The 18,506-nt window shown below is 43.8% G+C and carries 20 protein-coding genes, 1 other RNA gene and 1 other annotated feature; of the genes, 8 read left to right on the top strand and 13 right to left on the bottom strand.

Annotation, left to right across the window (positions count from 1 at the left end):
- Positions 1 to 40: 40 nt before the first annotated feature.
- The 3 genes from ssrS to ACTHRG_RS02795 all read right to left on the bottom strand — a co-directional run bounded on the left by ssrS (position 41) and on the right by ACTHRG_RS02795 (position 801).
- Positions 41 to 236: non-coding RNA, 6S RNA (ssrS, locus tag ACTHRG_RS02805), on the bottom strand.
- A gap of 60 nt (positions 237 to 296) precedes the next feature.
- Positions 297 to 599, bottom strand: coding sequence for a spore coat protein (locus ACTHRG_RS02800; protein ID WP_440230522.1), 303 nt, complete (start codon positions 597 to 599; stop codon positions 297 to 299).
- Entirely contained in the window at positions 592 to 801 is a 210-nt protein-coding gene (locus ACTHRG_RS02795; RefSeq protein ID WP_420485077.1) for a hypothetical protein, read from the bottom strand. Before ACTHRG_RS02795 ends, ACTHRG_RS02800 begins: the two co-directional genes overlap by 8 nt.
- A gap of 147 nt (positions 802 to 948) precedes the next feature.
- On the opposite strand from ACTHRG_RS02795, the gene ACTHRG_RS02790 reads away from it, so the two are divergent.
- The 4 genes from ACTHRG_RS02790 to ACTHRG_RS02775 are packed head-to-tail and all read left to right on the top strand — an operon-like array spanning position 949 to position 3,221.
- A complete protein-coding gene (locus ACTHRG_RS02790) occupies positions 949 to 1,158 on the top strand; it encodes a spore coat protein (protein WP_197215568.1) in 210 nt (69 codons plus the stop codon).
- 14 nt (positions 1,159 to 1,172) lie between these two features.
- A complete protein-coding gene (locus ACTHRG_RS02785) occupies positions 1,173 to 1,535 on the top strand; it encodes a spore coat protein (RefSeq protein WP_440230521.1) in 363 nt (120 codons plus the stop codon).
- 19 nt (positions 1,536 to 1,554) lie between these two features.
- Positions 1,555 to 2,691: a zinc-dependent alcohol dehydrogenase gene (locus ACTHRG_RS02780; RefSeq protein ID WP_076257904.1), complete on the top strand. Its 1,137-nt coding sequence runs from the start codon at positions 1,555 to 1,557 to the stop codon at positions 2,689 to 2,691.
- A gap of 32 nt (positions 2,692 to 2,723) precedes the next feature.
- Positions 2,724 to 3,221 carry a CBO0543 family protein gene (locus ACTHRG_RS02775; RefSeq protein WP_440230520.1) on the top strand — a complete coding sequence of 166 codons (498 nt, stop codon included), beginning with the start codon at positions 2,724 to 2,726 and terminating at the stop codon, positions 3,219 to 3,221.
- Positions 3,222 to 3,266: 45 nt separating this feature from the next.
- Here ACTHRG_RS02775 and ACTHRG_RS02770 read toward each other — a convergent pair whose 3' ends face one another.
- The 4 genes from ACTHRG_RS02770 to ACTHRG_RS02755 form a co-directional block, all read right to left on the bottom strand.
- On the bottom strand, positions 3,267 to 4,145 hold the full coding sequence (locus tag ACTHRG_RS02770; RefSeq protein WP_440230519.1) for a LysM peptidoglycan-binding domain-containing protein: 879 nt from the start codon (positions 4,143 to 4,145) through the stop codon (positions 3,267 to 3,269).
- 150 nt (positions 4,146 to 4,295) lie between these two features.
- Positions 4,296 to 6,656, bottom strand: a complete 2,361-nt coding sequence (locus tag ACTHRG_RS02765) for an FdhF/YdeP family oxidoreductase (protein ID WP_440230518.1) — start codon at positions 6,654 to 6,656, stop codon at positions 4,296 to 4,298.
- 253 nt (positions 6,657 to 6,909) lie between these two features.
- Positions 6,910 to 8,172, bottom strand: coding sequence for an L-lactate MFS transporter (locus ACTHRG_RS02760; protein ID WP_076257908.1), 1,263 nt, complete (start codon positions 8,170 to 8,172; stop codon positions 6,910 to 6,912).
- A 361-nt stretch (positions 8,173 to 8,533) separates the two neighbouring features.
- Positions 8,534 to 9,385, bottom strand: coding sequence for a glycerophosphodiester phosphodiesterase (locus ACTHRG_RS02755; protein WP_440230517.1), 852 nt, complete (start codon positions 9,383 to 9,385; stop codon positions 8,534 to 8,536).
- A 253-nt stretch (positions 9,386 to 9,638) separates the two neighbouring features.
- On the opposite strand from ACTHRG_RS02755, the gene ACTHRG_RS02750 reads away from it, so the two are divergent.
- The 3 genes from ACTHRG_RS02750 to ACTHRG_RS02740 all read left to right on the top strand — a co-directional run bounded on the left by ACTHRG_RS02750 (position 9,639) and on the right by ACTHRG_RS02740 (position 10,453).
- Complete coding sequence (locus ACTHRG_RS02750) at positions 9,639 to 9,812, top strand: aspartyl-phosphate phosphatase Spo0E family protein (protein ID WP_076257910.1); 174 nt, start codon at positions 9,639 to 9,641, stop codon at positions 9,810 to 9,812.
- 146 nt (positions 9,813 to 9,958) lie between these two features.
- Positions 9,959 to 10,117, top strand: coding sequence for a hypothetical protein (locus ACTHRG_RS02745; protein WP_440230516.1), 159 nt, complete (start codon positions 9,959 to 9,961; stop codon positions 10,115 to 10,117).
- An 18-nt stretch (positions 10,118 to 10,135) separates the two neighbouring features.
- On the top strand, positions 10,136 to 10,453 hold the full coding sequence (locus ACTHRG_RS02740; RefSeq protein WP_335449755.1) for a redoxin domain-containing protein: 318 nt from the start codon (positions 10,136 to 10,138) through the stop codon (positions 10,451 to 10,453).
- Positions 10,454 to 10,476: 23 nt separating this feature from the next.
- Here the strand turns inward: ACTHRG_RS02740 and ACTHRG_RS02735 are convergent, their stop codons facing one another.
- From ACTHRG_RS02735 to proB, 5 genes are all read right to left on the bottom strand, one after another.
- Positions 10,477 to 10,569 carry a putative holin-like toxin gene (locus ACTHRG_RS02735; RefSeq protein ID WP_226618119.1) on the bottom strand — a complete coding sequence of 31 codons (93 nt, stop codon included), beginning with the start codon at positions 10,567 to 10,569 and terminating at the stop codon, positions 10,477 to 10,479.
- 230 nt (positions 10,570 to 10,799) lie between these two features.
- Positions 10,800 to 11,870, bottom strand: coding sequence for a hypothetical protein (locus ACTHRG_RS02730; RefSeq protein ID WP_440230515.1), 1,071 nt, complete (start codon positions 11,868 to 11,870; stop codon positions 10,800 to 10,802).
- 107 nt (positions 11,871 to 11,977) lie between these two features.
- A complete protein-coding gene (locus tag ACTHRG_RS02725; protein WP_440230514.1) occupies positions 11,978 to 13,231 on the bottom strand; it encodes an ATP-binding protein in 1,254 nt (417 codons plus the stop codon).
- 125 nt (positions 13,232 to 13,356) lie between these two features.
- Entirely contained in the window at positions 13,357 to 14,589 is a 1,233-nt protein-coding gene (locus ACTHRG_RS02720; RefSeq protein ID WP_440230513.1) for a glutamate-5-semialdehyde dehydrogenase, read from the bottom strand.
- A complete protein-coding gene (gene proB / locus ACTHRG_RS02715) occupies positions 14,580 to 15,710 on the bottom strand; it encodes a glutamate 5-kinase (protein WP_440230512.1) in 1,131 nt (376 codons plus the stop codon). Before proB ends, ACTHRG_RS02720 begins: the two co-directional genes overlap by 10 nt.
- Positions 15,711 to 15,787: 77 nt before the next feature.
- Positions 15,788 to 16,011, bottom strand: a binding site (T-box leader).
- 168 nt (positions 16,012 to 16,179) lie between these two features.
- On the opposite strand from proB, the gene ACTHRG_RS02710 reads away from it, so the two are divergent.
- Positions 16,180 to 17,853 (top strand): ribonuclease J, encoded by a 1,674-nt coding sequence (locus ACTHRG_RS02710; protein WP_440230511.1) that lies wholly within the window; start codon positions 16,180 to 16,182, stop codon positions 17,851 to 17,853.
- A 106-nt stretch (positions 17,854 to 17,959) separates the two neighbouring features.
- On the opposite strand, the gene ACTHRG_RS02705 is transcribed toward ACTHRG_RS02710, so the two are convergent.
- Positions 17,960 to 18,418, bottom strand: coding sequence for a S1 domain-containing RNA-binding protein (locus tag ACTHRG_RS02705; protein WP_076257917.1), 459 nt, complete (start codon positions 18,416 to 18,418; stop codon positions 17,960 to 17,962).
- Between the last annotated feature and the right edge of the window lie 88 nt (positions 18,419 to 18,506).

Genomic DNA, 18,506 nt, shown 5'->3' with positions numbered 1-18,506 from the left:
AAAACCAGCCCCCGATTGGGAACTGGTTTGATAACATAAGTATGTAGCCGCTTTTGCCGTAACTGGTATAAGAAAGTTTTAAACCACCACTCCTCAAAGTGGGTGTTCGCAGAAACATTCCTGCCTGTCCTCCTTGTCATATAGACGGAGGCTTGTCATTCCTGTTCCGATGTTAAACTCCCTATTTCAGCTTAAAGGTTAAAACTTTAGTATGATTACGTACAATGCAGCTTGTTTTATTATAATAATATAATTTACTTGGTGTTTCAATAGAAGTTTTTTCCTGTCCGGATCTATTAACTCTTTTCACTGAGCTTTAATGCGGTTTCAGTAATTTTCATATCCGTTTCCAGCTGCTTTTCCAAATCATGCGGATAATAGGCTCCCCTGCTGATCATGTAATTTGTTATTTTTTCATGAGTTTCCACCGCAATTCTTAACTGGTCCCTTAGAAGTTCCCTTACTTCAGGAGAGCCGCTCTCAGTAAGGGCAAATGCAATATTCCGGATGCCCGCTTTCGCGGAGTTTAAAAAATCCGTTGCAATGACCTGATCAGACATTCCGCCCATTCCCATTAAATTCTTCAAAAAATTATTCATGTATTCCGTGCCTCCTTTTCAGAATGCTTTGCATCTCCTGTATGAATTTCACATCCCCCGCCTCACTATCCTGCAATATCGTTTTTAAAGTCGGATCCTGAACAAGCCCGCCCATAGCCACCGATTTTGTGAGACACAGGTTTTTAAAAACCAGAAGCTCGTGAAGCTCCAATGTTTCATGCAATCCCATTTCATTCATCATAAAAAATCCCCCCATTCAGTTATATACTCATTTTGCTCATTTCTCACTTTAGAAACCTATGGTATTTATTTCATCTGCCAGTCGCTGTGAATAACGCATAAAGGTGTTGAAACAAGAAACATTAACAGTTAAAAGGAGGACGTAATTATGGACGAGTTAGGCCTTGGCTACCATGAAACGATGGAAACACATGAAATGCTGAACTTTAAAACAGATTGCCTGCTGAAGTCTAAAATGGTTATGGGCATCTGCTTTGATAACGATTTAAAGAAATTGCTTGAAAAAGATGTGGAACAGTCAATTCAAGCGATTCAGGAACTTAAGGAACTTTACAAGAAAGCGAAAACTCTCTCATAAGGCGGTGAACAGAAATGAATCAGGATTATCTCGATCCGAAGTATGCGGAAGGAATGCCTAAAATGGCTGATAACACCTTTGCATTGGAATTTTTATTGCGAATTAAAACAGGAATTCGCTACTATGCCGTTTCATTGACCGAAACAGCGAGTCCCGAGTTACGGAAAGCTTTTTACAGACAAATGGAACAAGCCATCGATCTGCATGGCGAAGTAACAGAACTGATGTTAAAAAAAGGCTGGATTTATCCGCGTGATATCGGAAAACAAATAGAGCTTGATATAAAATCCGCTGATATGGCCATCGCCATTGGAAATATGGAATTGTTCCCTGCAGATACTGACCGGCTTGGCACCTTTGCCACACCGGATAAATAATGATAGGAGGAAATCCGGCATGAAGGCTGTTACATATCAGGGCATTAAGGATGTGGCCGTTAAAGAAGTTGAGGCCCCCAAGATTGAAAAAGCTGATGATATTATCATAAAGGTAACCACTACGGCGATTTGCGGATCTGACTTACATTTAATCCACGGTATGATCCCGAATACTTATGAAAACTATATTATCGGGCATGAACCAATGGGAATCGTCGAAGAAGCAGGACCTGAAGTGAAGAATCTAAAAAAAGGCGATCGTGTAATTATCCCTTTTAATGTCAGCTGCGGTGAATGCATTTATTGTAAAACAGACTTAACGAGCCAATGTGACAATTCGAATCCGCACGGAGAAATGGGCGGCTTCTTCGGATATTCTGAAACGACTGGCGGATACCCTGGAGGCCAGGCGGAATATATGCGGGTGCCTTATGGAAACTTCACCCCTTTTAAAATCCCTGAAAACTCGGAAGTGGAAGATGAGAAATTAGTGCTGATTGCGGATGTTGTTCCTACAGCCTATTGGTCTGTAGACAATGCCGGGGTTAAAGATGGCGACACCGTTGTGGTCCTTGGCTGCGGCCCTGTTGGCCTTTTGGTGCAGAAATTTGCCTGGATGAAGGGTGCAAAGAGGGTCATTGCTGTTGATTATATAGATTATCGGCTGCAGCATGCAAAACGGACCAATAAAGTGGAAATCATCAATTTTGAACAGACCAAAAATGCGGGTGAATATATTAAAGAAATAACCAAAGGCGGGGCCGATGTTGTAATCGATTGTGTCGGCATGGATGGGAAAATGACTCCGATGGAATTCCTGGCAACAGGATTAAAGCTGCAGGGCGGATCGATGGGCGCAGTCGTCATGGCGACCCAGGCTGTGCGCAAAGGAGGCACCATCCAAATAACAGGCGTGTATGGCATGCGCTACAACGCTTTTCCTTTAGGCGACATTTTTGAGCGCAATGTCAATATACGTTCGGGGCAGGCGCCGGTCATTCCTTATATGCCTTATTTGTATAAGATGATTGCTGAAGGCAAATTCGATCCAAGCGACATCGTCACCCATGTTTTGCCGCTGGATGAGGCGAAGCATGGCTACGAAGCATTTGATACAAAAACCGAGGACTGCATAAAAGTTTTACTAAAGCCTTAATCCGATTCTTTAGTACAAAGGAGAAATTGCAATTGGGAAGAAAGTTTGAATTAAACCTGCTGCGCAGCCTCTTTATTTTGGGAATCGGAGCTTTCTTCCATTTGGTCAGAAAGCCCCCTATAAAAGACTGGCTTATCGTGTTCTTTTTGAAAAGCTATATTGCCACCTTCTTAGACAATCTCTTAGTGCGAAAAGGATATCTCAAGTACCCGGTTAATCTATTTAAAACGTTTGATGTCAGTGTACTATTCAGCTATCTCATTTTTCCGATTACGTGTGTTTATTTTAATCAGCAGACCCGGAATAGCGGCCTAAAGGATATCCTGCTGAAGTCCATGATTTTTAGTGTTCCATCGGCAATTGCCGAACATTTTCTTGAAAAACACACACAGTTAATCAGATATAAGAAATCATGGAATTCCTATTATAGCTTCATATCTATAATGGCGACCTTCCTGGTGACGCGCGGAATAATGAGTGTGATTAGTAAATCTTCAGAAAAGCAAAGAACCCCAGCTCCAAAACACTAATTGGAGCTGAGGGTTTTTCCTTTATTCCTTCTGAAAGCCACCGCGTCACTTAAAACGATAAGTTATTTCCAGAAACTGAACAGTGGTTTTATCCCTGTCAATCCGGACTTTGAGTTCGAAATCATCAAGCTCGTAGGTTAACTCTTCACACTTGGCTGATTCGTAACAAGTTACCGTTTTTATCTTGTTTGCATCTCCATACATTTTAACTGCTTCGGCCTTCGTAAAGGGAAGAGCAGGTAACATACGCGGGCTTAAATATTCCGGATATACAGCAAGGCTGCCAATGGTGCCATCCTTCATATTCAATGCTGCCCTTACACCGGCACCATCACCCTGGTAGTAAAGGCTTTTACTATTGAGCTGGGTCTCAGTCTTTTTTGGCTTTCCCATTCTCGATATGATGTCATCATAGGCATCTCCAAGCTTTAAGCCAAAAATATGAAGCTCGCCTCTGGAAAGAATGAAGGCATCATTAATTCCTGCCTTTTTGACTGCCTCCAGCTGATTCACAGCATTCTTTTTGTCTTTAAAAGCACCTGCCTGCACACGGTAATATGTTATGCCATCAATGACAGCCGTGCTGATTGCGGTACGGATTTCTATTCTCTTCAGCATTGCTGCCCGCTTTTCCGCATTTTCCTTTTTACTGAAAGAACCGGCAATTACCTTATGGTATCCAGCTTCCTCCCCGGATAAAATGAGACGCTCCCCCGGATAGATGGTCGTACCTGTTAGATCATTCAGCTCCTTCATCTGCGTTACACTCAGATGATGCTTCTTAGCCAGGGAATAGAGTGTATCCCCTTTTTTCACCACAGCTATTTCTTTATCTCCAGTGTGGTCTGCTAAAACAGATCCCCCTGAAAAAATAACTGCCAGTGATATGACGCCTGCTGCAATTGCCTGTTTAATTTTCTTCATTATTTTCACCTCACTGAATATGACGAAGGGAAATAATGGATGTTGCAGGAGGACGAGCCTATTTTGAAAATTGGGCAGCAGCAGTTGTTATAGTTTTTTCAAGTCCATTTCCAAACAAAAGAGAGATGGCCAAAAGCCATCTCCCTCCTTTTACGCTGGTGCATCAATTTCATCTTCAGCGATGTGTTTTTCGTTATATTCCACGTCTTTGCGTGCATTGTAGCGGTCCGCTTTTTCGAGGGTAACCGTGATGTTGTAGTCAGGAATACCCGCAAATTTTTCGTAGCGGCCTCTTGGCAATAGGAAGTTTCCTTCAGGGAAGTGGACTTCGACGTTGCCGCGGGCGATATCGACGAATTTAGCTCTTCCCTGGAAGACACCGAACCCGTTGTAAAGGACGATGCCTTCACCTTCTGCAATGCTTAAGTCTTTTCCATCTTCTGCGTTCATTAATACATCGTATCGTCCGGCACCATTCAGCGGGTCCACTTCTTTGTAGACCATGGAATTGAACTGCTTGCCGCGGCGGGATGTGACGATGAACTGGCCTTCTTTTTGGCCAAGGTCAGGTATATCAACGGTAATAAGTGTGCCTTTTCCATCCGGAGTCGGGCAAATGCCGTCCTCGCAAAGCCATGCTCCGCCCCATTGGAAGACATCCCCTGCTTTTTTCAGATGCTGGATGCCATCATAATTAGGATTCGCTACAGCAATTTCATCCCGGATTTCCTGTGCATCTTTAAAATCAACAAGGTGGGCCGTTTCAGGCTTTACGCGTTTCGCCAGATCGATATAAATTTTCCACTCTTCGCGCGCCTCTTCTATTTTATTTTTATTACCTTCAATTTCGGGACTGAAATACACCATTCTCTCCGTTGAAGTGGAGGTACCGCCGCCCTCCTGCTCGTACCTTGTTTTTGCAGGCAGCACAATGACCGCTTCTTTTGCATCAACCAGGGTAGACGTATTTAAAATTATATCCTGGTGAACGCGGATATCCAGTTCAGAAAGAGCTTTCTCAATAAAATCAGGATCCGGCATGGTCTCAAGGAAGTTGCCGCCTGATAGATAGTAAAGCTTGATTTTACGTTCATGGTCTTCAGGAAGCAGGATATTTTCCAGTGTCACCCCGACAATATCTCCCTGCCATTTCTCAAGCTCGAATCCCCAAAGATTTTCTATGCGTGTGAAATTGTCTCCGTAAAAGTCTCCGCCAGGCAATACGAATGGATCGGCACCCATTTCACCGCTTCCCTGTACAGATGAATGGCCGCGGAATGGCATCAAGCCATTGTGCTTACGTCCCAGATGGCCGCGAAGAAGCGCAAGATTTGCTACCTGTGAGATATTATCTGTCGCAAACGAATGCATCGTCAGGCCAAGAGCCCAGGCATAGACAGCGTTTTTGCTGTTCGCAAGCAGTTCAGCAAGCTCGATGATACGCTCTTTCGTTACACCGGAAGATTTAATAATATCTTCCCATGACTGCTCTTTCACTTTCTTTTTCAAATCCTCGTAGCCATTCACATGCTCGTTCACAAAGTTATGATTGATGGCAGAACCGCGCTCCGCTTTCTCCATGTCGAACCAATGCTTCATGATGCCGTGCATAAAGGCAATGTCTCCGCCGATGTTGACCTGATAAAAGTCATCAGCGATTTTTGTGCCGAATAAAGCTGATTCAGGGTTTGATGGAATCCAGTATTTGTCCATCGCCGGCTCTTTATATGGATTAACGACGATAATTTTTGTGCCGTTCTTTTTCGCTTCAAGCATATATTTGGATGATACAGGCGAGCTGTTTGAAGCCACGCTTCCCCAGAATAAAAGGACATCCGTTCCGATCCAGTCAAGGTAGTTGGCTGTGGAAGCACCTACTCCAATGGAACGCTTCAACGCGGTTTTAGAAGGAGAATGGCAAATGCGGCTCGCATTATCGATATGATTCGTTCCCAGGAAGCGGGCAACTTTAGCTGCCACATAATACGATTCATTCGTAATTCCGCGGCTAGTCAGGTAGAACGCATACTGCTTAGGGTCGAGCACCTTCATTTTTTCAGCAATCATGTTCATCGCATCATCCCAAGTGATCCGGGAGAATTTGCGCTCCCCTTTTCTGCGGATCATCGGATATGGGATGCGGCCGAGCTTGCGAAGCTCGGTGCTGTCATATTTGCGCAGCTCATCAATATCAGCATGCAAAATGTCCGGTTTAATCGCACCTGCAGTATTTAATCGAAGAACATTTAATCGTGTTGTACAAACATGCGGTCCTTTAAGCGTCTGGTCATAAAGACCGGAAACGCCAAGAGCACAGCCATCGCAGACACCTTTTGTCAGTATATTTGTGGCATAGCCGATATTATCTTTGTTTTCCCATAGGATTTTTGCTGTATCCCTCATATGCTTTGGCTTGATTTTGCCAAGCCCGAACGGAATCGGACTCACCCAATGCTTTGGATCCGGCATGGCCTTTTTATTCTGAGGTCCTGGATGTTTTGTTTTTCCCATAAGAAACACTCCTTTATCTTTTTCTATTTAATAGAGATCCTGAATCTCTTAATTCTCAATGGTTAAGTTGCATTTATTATTGTATATGGATAAATGGATTAATTTTTCCCTTTTTTCATAAAAAACCGCCGCAAAAAGCCTCTAAATACTAGATGCTGATTTCTGCGGCGGTTAGTCTTTAGCAGGATCGCTGCCAAGTGCCATACCAATAGAAAAGACTGAATGCTTTTCCATGCTGTTTTTTTTATTAAATTTAACTTGCTATACGCTCATTAGCTTCATTTTGCCTGCGCAATTTTTTCATATCAAAACGGATTAGGATTGACACAATGAGTGCCACCACAAAAAGTCCGGCAAAGCTTGTCAGACTTGAAGCATAGCTTCCTGTTGAATCCTTCATCCATGCTGCAAACATCGGGCCTGCAAGACCAGCTGCTGCCCATGCTGTAAGGATGTAGCCGTGAATGGCGCCTAGCTGCTTTGTTCCAAAAACATCGCCGATAAATGCCGGGATGGATGAGAATCCTCCGCCATACATGGTGTACACAACAGCAAGCATAATCTGGAAAAGAATCGCTTCTTTTGTGATCGGAAGCAAAAGGAATAGGGCGATCTGTGATACGAAGAAAATCGTATACGTGTTCGGGCGGCCAATATAGTCGGAAATGGATGCCCATGCCAGACGGCCCAGTCCATTAAAGATGCCAAGCACTCCGACAAGCGTGGCTGCTTCTGCCGTTGTCAGGCCTATGCTTTCCTGTGCCAGCGGCTTTGCAGCTGACAAAATCGCAATTCCGCACGTTACATTAATGAACAGCATGAACCATAAATAATAGAATCGGGTTGTCTTTACTGCTTCATTCGCCGTTAACTGTGCCAAATCCTGTTTAATTTTGATTTTTCCGGCTGCAGCTTTTTCCTTCATGCCTTCAGGTGCCCAGCCTTCAGGCGGTTTTTCCAGATATAAAGATGATAATGTCATAATAATCAAGTAGGCTGCACCTAAAATAAAGAACGTGTTAGCAGTACCAACAGATTTTATCAGTCCATCCATGACAGGACTCGCTACAGCTGCAGCAAAGCCAAATCCCATGATGGCAAGGCCTGTTGCAAATCCGCGGCGGTCAGGGAACCATTTTACCAGTGTGGATACCGGCGCAATATAGCCGACTCCCAAACCAATTCCCCCAAGTACCCCGTAGGTTATGTACAAAAATGGCAATGAACCCATATTTACTGCCAATCCGGCTCCCAGCATGCCAGCCCCGAAGAATCCTGCTGCCAGAAGACCAGCTTTTTTTGGTCCGTGCTTTTCAACAAAGTGGCCAAGAAAGGCTGCTGACAATCCCAGAAATAGAATCGCCAAACTGAAGGTCAGCTGTACTTCCTTAGATGACCAGCCAAACTGCTCAATCAATGGATTGGTAAAGTTGCTCCAGGCGTAAACCGAACCGATGGAGATATGAATCCCTACGGCCGAGGCGGCAATCAGCCACCGATTTTTTGTCTTTTTCACTCTTTTTCCCCCTTATAATGCTCGTACCTTTGTAAAGCGGTTTCAGGATAGTTTCCTGAAACAAAAAAAACCGCCAATCTCTCCCGCATTCCCGAATTTGGGTATGCTGAAGAAGGATTGACGGTTAGTATCAAGCAGGATGCGCTGCTTAAAGGACCAACTGTTAATCTAATAGAATCTGATGGCATTTTAACCGACGACAGGATCGCTATCTCAAATCAAAATGTGACAGATTTTTGAACTATTAAAAATCATATCACTTTAAAAAAGCTTGTTCAAGCCCTTTTTAGCATTTTTTCACTATGGAGGTGTTGGTTTATATACAAAAAAACTCCGAAAATGATTCCCGGAGTTCTTCTATTTATCTCCCTTTTGTCACATCATGAAGCAAATCCGGATGGTTTGTGAACATGCCGGTTACTCCCCAATTAATCAGCTGCTTCATTCTTTCCTTGTCGTTGACAGTATACGGATGCAGTTCAAGACCGCTGTTCACAACCTTTTGAACATATTCCTCATTTAAATACGTATGATTAGGACCAATGCCCATCGCGTACTGCTTTATTTCCATAATTTCTGCATCAGTTATTTCTGCGTTCACTTTATATGAGATTAATTGTACAAGTTTAATAGATGGGTCCAATTCATTCATCACTTTTAGGCTTTGAGGGCTGAATGACTGGACGAGCAGTTTATTTTTATTAATCTTATACTTATCAACCAGACGAAGCAGTTCCTTTTCCATGCCAGGGTAAACATCCGGTGATTTTGTTTCAATGTAATAGCTGCTGTTTTTTCCAAACTTCTTGAAAACCTCTTCAAGTGTCGGCACCTTTAAGCCTTCGTATTCCGCTTTTGAAGCATACGGGTACTTCTCATTAAACCAGCTGCCTGCATCAAGCTGCTTTATTTCGTTTAAAGTATAATCCTTTACGGATCCTGTTCCATCTGTCGTCCGGTCCAGCGTCACATCGTGCATCGCAATGAGATACCCATCCTTTGTCATCTGCAAATCCACTTCAATATAATCCCCATGCATTTTCTCGCCCATGTCATATGCAGCGATTGTATGCTCAGGTGCATACGCAGAAGCCCCGCGATGTGACACATTTACAATGTCCTTATCCATATCTTTTGCCAGTGCTGCACCTCCTCCAAACGCATTTAACCCAATAACTGCCGCACCAATAACCGAAATCATTTTCTTCTTCAATGTCTCCGTCCCCTATCTATAATGGTTTACACATTAAGAATAGTGACGAAATATTAACCCTGTTCTAATATTATGTAAAACCTGGGAGAATAATAGATTACAGGAATATTAATACAAGCCTTTCTGAATGGGTCTCATTCACCATTGTAGAAACTTGTAATCTTTTTATAAGTTTTGTCGAATCTGTTTATTTGCCGGTTAATTTGTCGATAATAGAATATAATATTTCATCCCCGGATTAGGAGCCGAATCAATGACCACACCTTCGACTGCTATAAAAAAACTTCACAACGACATCGATGTCCTGCGCAAAAAGATGATTTCTGTTGGAAAAAACAAGGGATTGTCACACCCTGAAACGCTTATGTACTCAGAGGAGCTCGATAAGCTCATCTATAAAGTGCAGCGAAGCAAGCTCATCCATTAGAACAACCCTCCATAATTCAAAAACGCACACTCTTGTAAAAAGGAGTGTGCTTGTTTTGATTAACCGCTAATCGTGCATTTTTATTGAGAAAAACGAAAAATACCGCCATAATGAAAAAATAATAACTTTAAGGAAATGGAGATCATATGAAGAAAAAGTTGATGTTTCTATTAGCAATCGTTTTTCTTGTTCTGACAGCATGCGGCAAAGATCAAACGATTGCATTAAAGGATCAAAGCGGCAATGAAGTTGCCTTCCCGCAGGACAAGCCATCTGTCTTCTTCTTTATCACAACATACACCTGAGGACTCTGTCAGCAGCAGCTGGTCGAGCTGCATCAAAATATGGATAAATTAGAAGATTTGGATGCCAATATGTACATCGTCAGCAATGATCAGCCTGAGCAGCAGCTTGAGCTTTATCAGGCACTGGAAGAAAAGATGGGACAAAGCCTCCCATTTATTTCTGATCCTGAAATGAAGCTCATTGAACAGGCTGGCATGAAAAATGGCGACACTGCCTACAGGGGCTATGCAATAATGGATACAAAAGGCAAAATTGTGTTAAATAAGGTCAATGACCATTGGGGAGAAGAAATCGATACAACTGCAGAAGACATAAAAAAAGAGCTTTCTAATTAAAAAAAACACGCTCGCGAGCGTGTTCAAGAATTCCTGTCTCTATCTGTGAACTGGAGCATGGCGATAACAAACATACCGAAACTGATCATCAAAGACAACACTTCAAAGGTACCCATTTATACATCGCCTCCTTACCTTCAGCCTTCCCGGAAGCAAACTTGTCCTATACGCAGGATAAGTGCCTTATTAAAAATCCGTTCAAAAGGCCTAAAAAAAGCCAGCACATGTCAAAATTGCATGTGACTGGCTCTTTTTTTATCTTTTCATGAAATTACGGTGAGAAATGCCGCGCTTTTATTCCGGATCAATTTATGTGCGGATGAAGAAATGTATGTGCGTTCATCACTTAGACCGAAGTTTCCTTTCCGAATGCGGCCGGAACCTGGACATGTTTCCTTCTTAATGAATCAGCACTTAAATAAATTTCAATGACCAATAGCAATAAAATGATCCAGACGCCTGAATTCAGGATGAATGCCTGCAAAGGGCTTTCAATAAAAAAGGTAAACGTAAAGAACATCGCAAATGTAAAGATTCGGCTCCACTGTGTCACATCGTAGGTGAAAATGCCCTCTTTTAAGCCAAACATTCGAATGCGCCACACGAGCCTTATAATTTCAATAGCCTCAACGATCATGAAGACCAGGAAAACAGCCAGCCAAAACCACATGGCGATCATACCTGCAGCGATACCCGATTTGAACATGGCAAGCCCGCTGATCGATAAAGCACCGTGAAAAATGCAATTGGTATTATTCCAGTCCTTCGCTAAATTCCATCCGCGAACAGCATAACGCTTCAGGATAAACCAGGCACTGATAAAATAAAAGAGCAATCCAGTAAAAATAAGAGCGGCATTCAAAAAGACAGGCACCTCTTTAAAAACAGTATTAAAAAGGAGCACAAGTGACTGTGTGCTGACAGTGGTCAGCAGCAGAACACCATGTGTCTGCCGGCCAAAAGGTGCAGCTCCAAGCTCCTTGAAACCTCTTATGCTGATCCAAATATAAACTGCCCATAAGCCCGCATTCAGGATCGCGAGCGCCTGGGCTTCCGCACCGGCACCAAATTGCCTGAAGAACATAATGCCGCAAATCGAAGTGCCGGCCACCCAGGTTCCGATGCCAAAGCGATTAATGGGATTAGCGTAATGCAGCCTCTTGAACTCTCCTTTAAAAATGGTCATTCCAATGGATACGAGGAATGCCAGCCATAACGCTAAATCAGCTATACTGAGAATCTTGCCGAAGCTTCCCAAAAAGAAGGTCATCCCGAAGAAATTGAGCAAAACGCCCTGTGTCACAATGCCAAATGCCATCACAGCCGCCATTGCAGCCGTATTAATATTAATTTTTTTAAGTATGATAAATAAAACAGCCCCAATAAAAAGAAAGCCGAGCAAAAGAAAATATAACACTATAATCACCGTAATTTATTTATTTACTATAATTATAACATTCTATGCAAGTGGCACTTTTGCTGCCGATAAAAAAGGCAGTGCATGTTGTATGCACTGCCAGCACTCTAGATCAAAACGGTGTTTCTGTTTTCATTTCCTTCTAAATTAACCCCTTCAAATGGAAGTTCAATCTCCATTTTCGTGCCTTCTCCCACTTTGCTTTCGATGGTTAAGCGGCCATTATGGTTTTCGATAATTTTATAGCAAATCATCAGACCCAGCCCGGTTCCCTTTTCCTTTGTTGTATAAAAGGGTTCCCCAAGGCTTGGAATCCGGTCTTCAGAAATACCAACCCCTTGATCAATGAATTGAACGGAAATGGTATTGCCGGTCTTTTTCATGACTTTAATCGTTAATGGGCCGCCGTCTGGCATTGCTTCAATCGCATTCTTTATGATATTCAGGAATACCTGTTTCAATTGGTTTTTTTCACAATGAACCATAGGGGCATGAAGATTATTTTCTACTTTTATTTCCACGTTATTTAAAATAGACTGGGTATTGCTAAGGAGAATCACTTCGCTGATTAATTTTGTCAGGTCCTGCTTTTCAAAAATGTCTGCAGTGGGCTTGGCCAGCACCAAAAATTCACCGACGATTCCATTTATGCGATCCAATTCCGAAAGCACAATATCAAAATACTCTTCTTTTTGGCTATTCGACTTGAAAAGCTGAACAAACCCTTTGATCGATGTAAGCGGGTTCCGGATTTCGTGTGCGATGCCGGCTGCCATCTGCCCCAGAAGTGCAAGCTTCTCCGATTTTTGCAGAAGCTGTTCCTGTTCCGCTTTTTTATCAGAAATATCCGTTCCAATCGAGAGTATGGCCTCTTTTCCTTCAAATTCAACATAAAGTGATGAAACTTCAAAATAACTTCTGGTTCCATCAATACGTTTAATCATATATTCAGTATTGTTGAGAAGCTCCTTCTCTGTACTTATGTGCTGATAGCGTTCATGTAAGCGGCCCTGATAGTCAGGCTCAACTATATCGAGAAGCGATTGGCCTATTAATGAATCAGTATTTAATCTCGACATGGCACTGACAGCTGCGGAGTTTGCATATAAAATTTCACAGTTCTTATGTATGAGCACGGAAACCGGGAGTGATTCCAGAAGCTTTTTATAGCTTTCCTCGCTGGCCCGCGCTTTTTCTGCATAGTACCGGCTTTTGTCAAACTGCCAGCCTACAAACCAGGCGATACCTGTAAATAGAAAAAAATCAAAAGAAAGAAACTTTTCATGCGAAAAAATAGATTGATAAGAGGTAAATAAAACCGAAATAAGCACAAGTGAAATTTGACCAGTATGTTTATTCATATATTCCTCTTTTTTTGTGTTTTTTTCTATTATTTTAGCATCAGTTGTGAAGAAAGCGATATCATTTTTTTCAGAACAAGGGCATCCTGCAGCAATCATGTGCAGATGATACCCACAATTTCATCTTACTTCTTCACCTGTCCATTCCCTTTCACAATATATTTCGTCGATGTCAGTGCCGGCAGCCCCATCGGACCCCGGGCATGGAGTTTTTGGGTGCTGATGCCGATTTCAGCGCCAAACCCAAACTCGAAGCCATCTGTAAAACGGGTGGATGCATTATGGTAAACTGCCGCTGCATCAACTTCATTCAGGAATTTTTCCACATTTTCCGGGTTTGATGAAATAATCGCTTCAGAATGTTTTGTGCCAAAGCGGTTTATATGAGCAATGGCCTCTTCCACGCTTTCCGTCACTTTCAATGCAACTTCCAAGCCTAAATATTCAGCGGCCCAATCCTCTTCCGCGGCCGGAATGATTTCTTCCCCGCTGACACCTTCACCGCCATGAATCACAACTCCTTTTTCCTTTAGAGCATTCACAAGGTCGTTAAGCCCCTCCCACTCTCTGTGAACAAGGATCGTTTCGCAGGCATTGCAAACCGACGGACGCTGTGTTTTGGCATTAACCGCTATGCTAATCGCCATTTCCTTATCGGCACTTTCATCAATATAGATATGACAATTACCTGCACCAGTCTCAAGCACCGGGACTGTGGATTGTTCCACAACTGTCTGAATCAGCTTTGCCCCTCCCCGCGGAATCAGAACATCCAGGTATTCGTTCAGCTTGAACATAGCAGAAGCAGTTTCCCGGCTTGTATCCTCAATCAGCTGTACTGCTTCTACCGGCAGGTCACTCTTTTCCAAAGCATGATGAATCACTTGCACAATCGCTTTATTGGAATGAATGGCAGTTGAACTTCCGCGCAGCATAACAGCATTGCCTGTCTTTAAGCATAAGCTGGATGCATCGACCGTTACATTGGGACGCGCTTCATAGATCATGCCGACAACACCAATCGGAACCCGAACCTGTGTTATCTCAAGCCCATTCGGTCGTTCCCACTCGGAAATAATCTCCCCAACTGGATCTTCCAGCCGGGTGAGCTGGATGAGTGCGTCCGCCATATCCTCAAGGCGGGCTTCATTTAACCGCAGACGGTCCAATAAAGCATCGCTCATCCCCTTTTCCTTACCTGCGTTCAGGTCCTTTTCATTTTCTGTTAAAATAAAATCCTTCTCCTGCATCAGCTGCTCAGAGATCAGTTCAAGTGCACGATTTTTTTGCTGTGTCGACTTTTTTGCCAGCTCTGCCGCTGCCTTTTTCGCTTTTTGGCCTTTATGAATTAACTCCATGAACTTTTCTCCTTTCTTTTTTGGGTTACCCAGTGATCCCGGTGAATGACAACCCGGCGGTCGCTCCCGGCCATCTGCATGGCTTCCGCACTGGATAGCCCTTTAATGGCCCGAAGTTCATCGGATGAGAAATTAACCTGCCCCTTGCCGATCAAATCCCCTTTTGGGCCAATCACTTCCACCACATCCTGAATATGAAAATGGCCTGTTATGCTGGTCACACCTGCAGGCAGAAGGCTTTTTCCCTGCGTTAATATGGCCTGTGCAGCACCGTGATCCACTTCAATTTTCCCATTCGGAACAGAATGCAGCGCAAGCCACTGCTTGGAGGTTTTGACACTCGGCTGTGACCTCGTGCCGATATAAGTCCCATCCCCTTTGCCTTCAAGGATCTCAACCAGCTTTTCCGCACCATGCCCCACACCTATAAAAACCTGCACACCCAGTGCCAGTGCTGTCCTTGCCGCCGCAAGCTTTGTCACCATTCCGCCGGTTCCCACCTTTGAGCCTGACCCTGCGGCAGCATTCATCAATTCCTCCGTTATTTCTGTTAAAAAATTGAACTTTTTGGCATCACGATTTGTGCGGGGATTGGAATCATAAATTCCATTCACATCTGTCAGGATGATCAGGCGGTGTGCCTGTACCAGTCCGCAGACAAGAGCTGACAGCATATCGTTATCTCCAAAGGCCAGCTCCTCAATCGATACAGAATCATTTTCGTTAATGATCGGAAGAACATTCCGCTTCAATAGTTCAGACAATGTGGCATGTGCATTTTGGTATTGCTCCTTATGCAGGAAGTTTTGCCTTGTCAGCAGCAACTGCGCTGCAACGATGCCATGTTTTTTGAATTCTTCCGTATACCCCCGCATTAATAACCCCTGGCCCACTGCGGCGGCCGCCTGTTTTCCGGCAATGGTCACCGGGCGCGAAGGATAGCCAAGATCCGCAAACCCTGCAGCAACGGCTCCTGATGAAATTAATATAACCTCATGCCCCTTCTCCTTCAGCCGTGAAAGGGCAGCTGCATGCTCCTCCAGCTTTTCCATGCATAATCCGCCATTGTTATTAGTCAGCGAACTGCTTCCAATTTTCACAACAATCCGTTCCTTCTTCACATCAGACACCACCCTTATGTTAAAAAGCGTTCGTCCGCTCCATAAAGCGGAATAAAAAAAAGCCCTCCCATCCCTAAAAAAAGGACGGAAGAGCTTTGTCTTTCGCGGTACCACCTTCATTGGCACTGCACACTGCAAGTGCCCGCTTAAAAATCCTTTAACGACGGAATTTCGGCCAGGTTTGCCTGGCAGCTCAAGGGCTAGGTTCAATAGCTTTGCAGGCCGCAGGATCTTTCAGCCGGTGAATCCCGCTCTCTTCTTGCCTGATTTCTATTTACTGATTCCCTGTCAATGCTGTTGGTATTTTCATAAGATTAGAATTATTATGCATGCTTCTGTATTTTATGTCAATGATTAATTTGCTGATTTAAAGGGGTAAAATTCTCATTTTCACGGTAAGGTGCATTCCCATGATAATGCACGCCGAATCGGGAATGCTAAGAAAAAAGACTAACGGGAGGATGTACATATGGAGTCAAATGGAAAGCAGTTATCCATCTTTTCTCTTGGCGGCATCAATGAAATTGGGAAAAATATGTATGTGATTCAATATGATGACGATATTATCGTGATAGATGCCGGGGGGAAATTCCCCGATGAGACATTATTGGGGATCGATTTGATCATCCCGGATATCACTTACCTTGAAGAAAACAGGGAAAAAATACGAGGCCTGATTGTCACTCATGGACATGAGGATCATATCGGCGGGGTTGCCTATCTCCTGAAAAAAATGAATATGCCGATTTATGCTACGCGATTTACACTGGGGCTTATTGAATTAAAGCTAACGGAGCATCGCCTGCTTGGTGACTCCGAGCTGATCACCATTGATTCTGATACTTGCCTTGAATTTGGTGAGATAGGCGTAAGCTTTTTCAAAGTGAATCACAGCATCCCGGACTGTCTGGGAATTGTTTTTAAAACACCGGAGGGAAATGTCGTCCATACAGGCGATTTTAAATTTGATTTGACTCCTGTAAATCAGGAGCATGCTGATATCCACAGGATGGCGGAAATCGGGCGGGAAGGAGTCCTCGCACTTCTTTCAGAAAGCACAAACGCTGAGCGGTCCGGCTTTTCTCCAACTGAGCATATTGTCGGGGAGAACATTGAGGAAGCATTCATGAAAGCCCCCCGCAAAATCATCATCTCCACATTCGCTTCCAATGTGAGCCGTGTACAGCAGGTGGTGGCTGCGGCCATGAAAGCAAACCGGAAGCTTGTCCTTCTTGGCCGAAGCATGGTGAATGTGGTGAATGTGGCCATTGAACGCGGGTATCTGACAGTACCGGAGGGAATGATCATCAACCCAAAAGAGGCAATGAATCTCGCTCCTGAAAAGGTATGCATACTTTGTACCGGCAGCCAGGGTGAGCCGATGGCTGCCCTCTCACGCCTTTCTTCCGGAAATTACCGTGACGCTGAAATTCATCCTGAAGATACCGTGATTCTGGCTGCCTCCCCAATCCCGGGCAACGAGCGTGATGTTTCTAAAATCATTGATAACCTCTTTAAACTGGGTGCCAGAGTAATTTACGGATCAGGCAGCTCAACGGGAATGCATGTGTCCGGCCACGGCTACCAGGAGGATTTAAAGCTTATGCTCACATTGATGAAGCCGAAATATTTTATTCCCATTCACGGTGAATACAGAATGCTTCATCATCATAAATTGCTTGCTGAATCGATCGGTGTTGAAAAAGGGAACACTTTTATCATTAAAAATGGGGATGTCGTTGATATAGAAAACGGAAAAGCACGCCAGACAAGGCGGGTGCCTGCAGGAGATACGTATGTGGATGGAGTGGGTGTCGGTGACATTGGCAGCATCGTGCTCCGCGACAGGAAGCAGCTATCAGAGGATGGCATGCTTGTGATCGTACTGACCATGAGCAAGAGTGAACGCAAAATGATATCAAGGCCGGATACTATATCCCGGGGCTTTATTTACGCAAGGGAATCCGAAGATCTGCTGAGAGACATAAATCGGATAGCAGAAAAAACCGTCAACGATCTTCCTGAGCAGGATAAAGGCCAGTGGAATGTCATCAAGCAGAGCATCAAGAAATCACTTGGGCAGTTTTTATTCGAAAAAACAAAGCGCAAACCAATGATCCTGCCGATCATTATTGAAATATAAACGAAAAGAGGCAAGCCTATTATGGCTTGCCTTTATCACAGGATAACGAACAATCAGTCAGGAAACTTCCCTCCTGATTGGAGTTTCCCATTATCTAAAGGGCTGCTTATCCGCGGCGTCCGCCTCGGCCGCCCCGCTTTCCTTCAGTATTGCGCTTCAATGAAGAAATATTTTCTTCGCTCGATTTTAAGAATTTTGCCATTTTGTCTTCAAAGCTTTCCTTTGGCTTAAAGTTTCCTTTTGAACGGAAATCTCTGGAACCACCACCGCCGCGGCGATCATCTCTTCCCTGGCGCGGTGGGCGCGGTGAATAAGAAGATTGGCCTTCCGGTCTGTCCACTGCTTTTTTGATGGATAAGGCAATTTTGCCTTCCTTCTCACTTAGCACTTTAACAGTTACTTCATCGCCAACTTTTAAATGATCATTTACATCTTTAACATAGCTGTCAGCTACCTCACTGATGTGAACTAGACCAGTCGTGCCGCCTGGCAGCTCGACAAAAGCTCCGAAATTTGTAATACCTGTTACTTTTCCTTGTACCTTGCTTCCAATTTCGATTGACAAAAAAACTTCCCCCTCGGTAGTGTTAACAACGTCTTATTATAACTTTTTTTTAAGATAATTTCAATGCCGGCGATATCCCCCGATATTC

This window comes from Cytobacillus sp. SAFR-174 (assembly GCF_051964675.1).
Classification (GTDB): Bacteria; Bacillota; Bacilli; order Bacillales; family Cytobacillaceae; genus Cytobacillus.
Note: the sequence above shows the minus strand (reverse complement) of the source record. Positions and strands in the feature narration are given on the sequence as shown.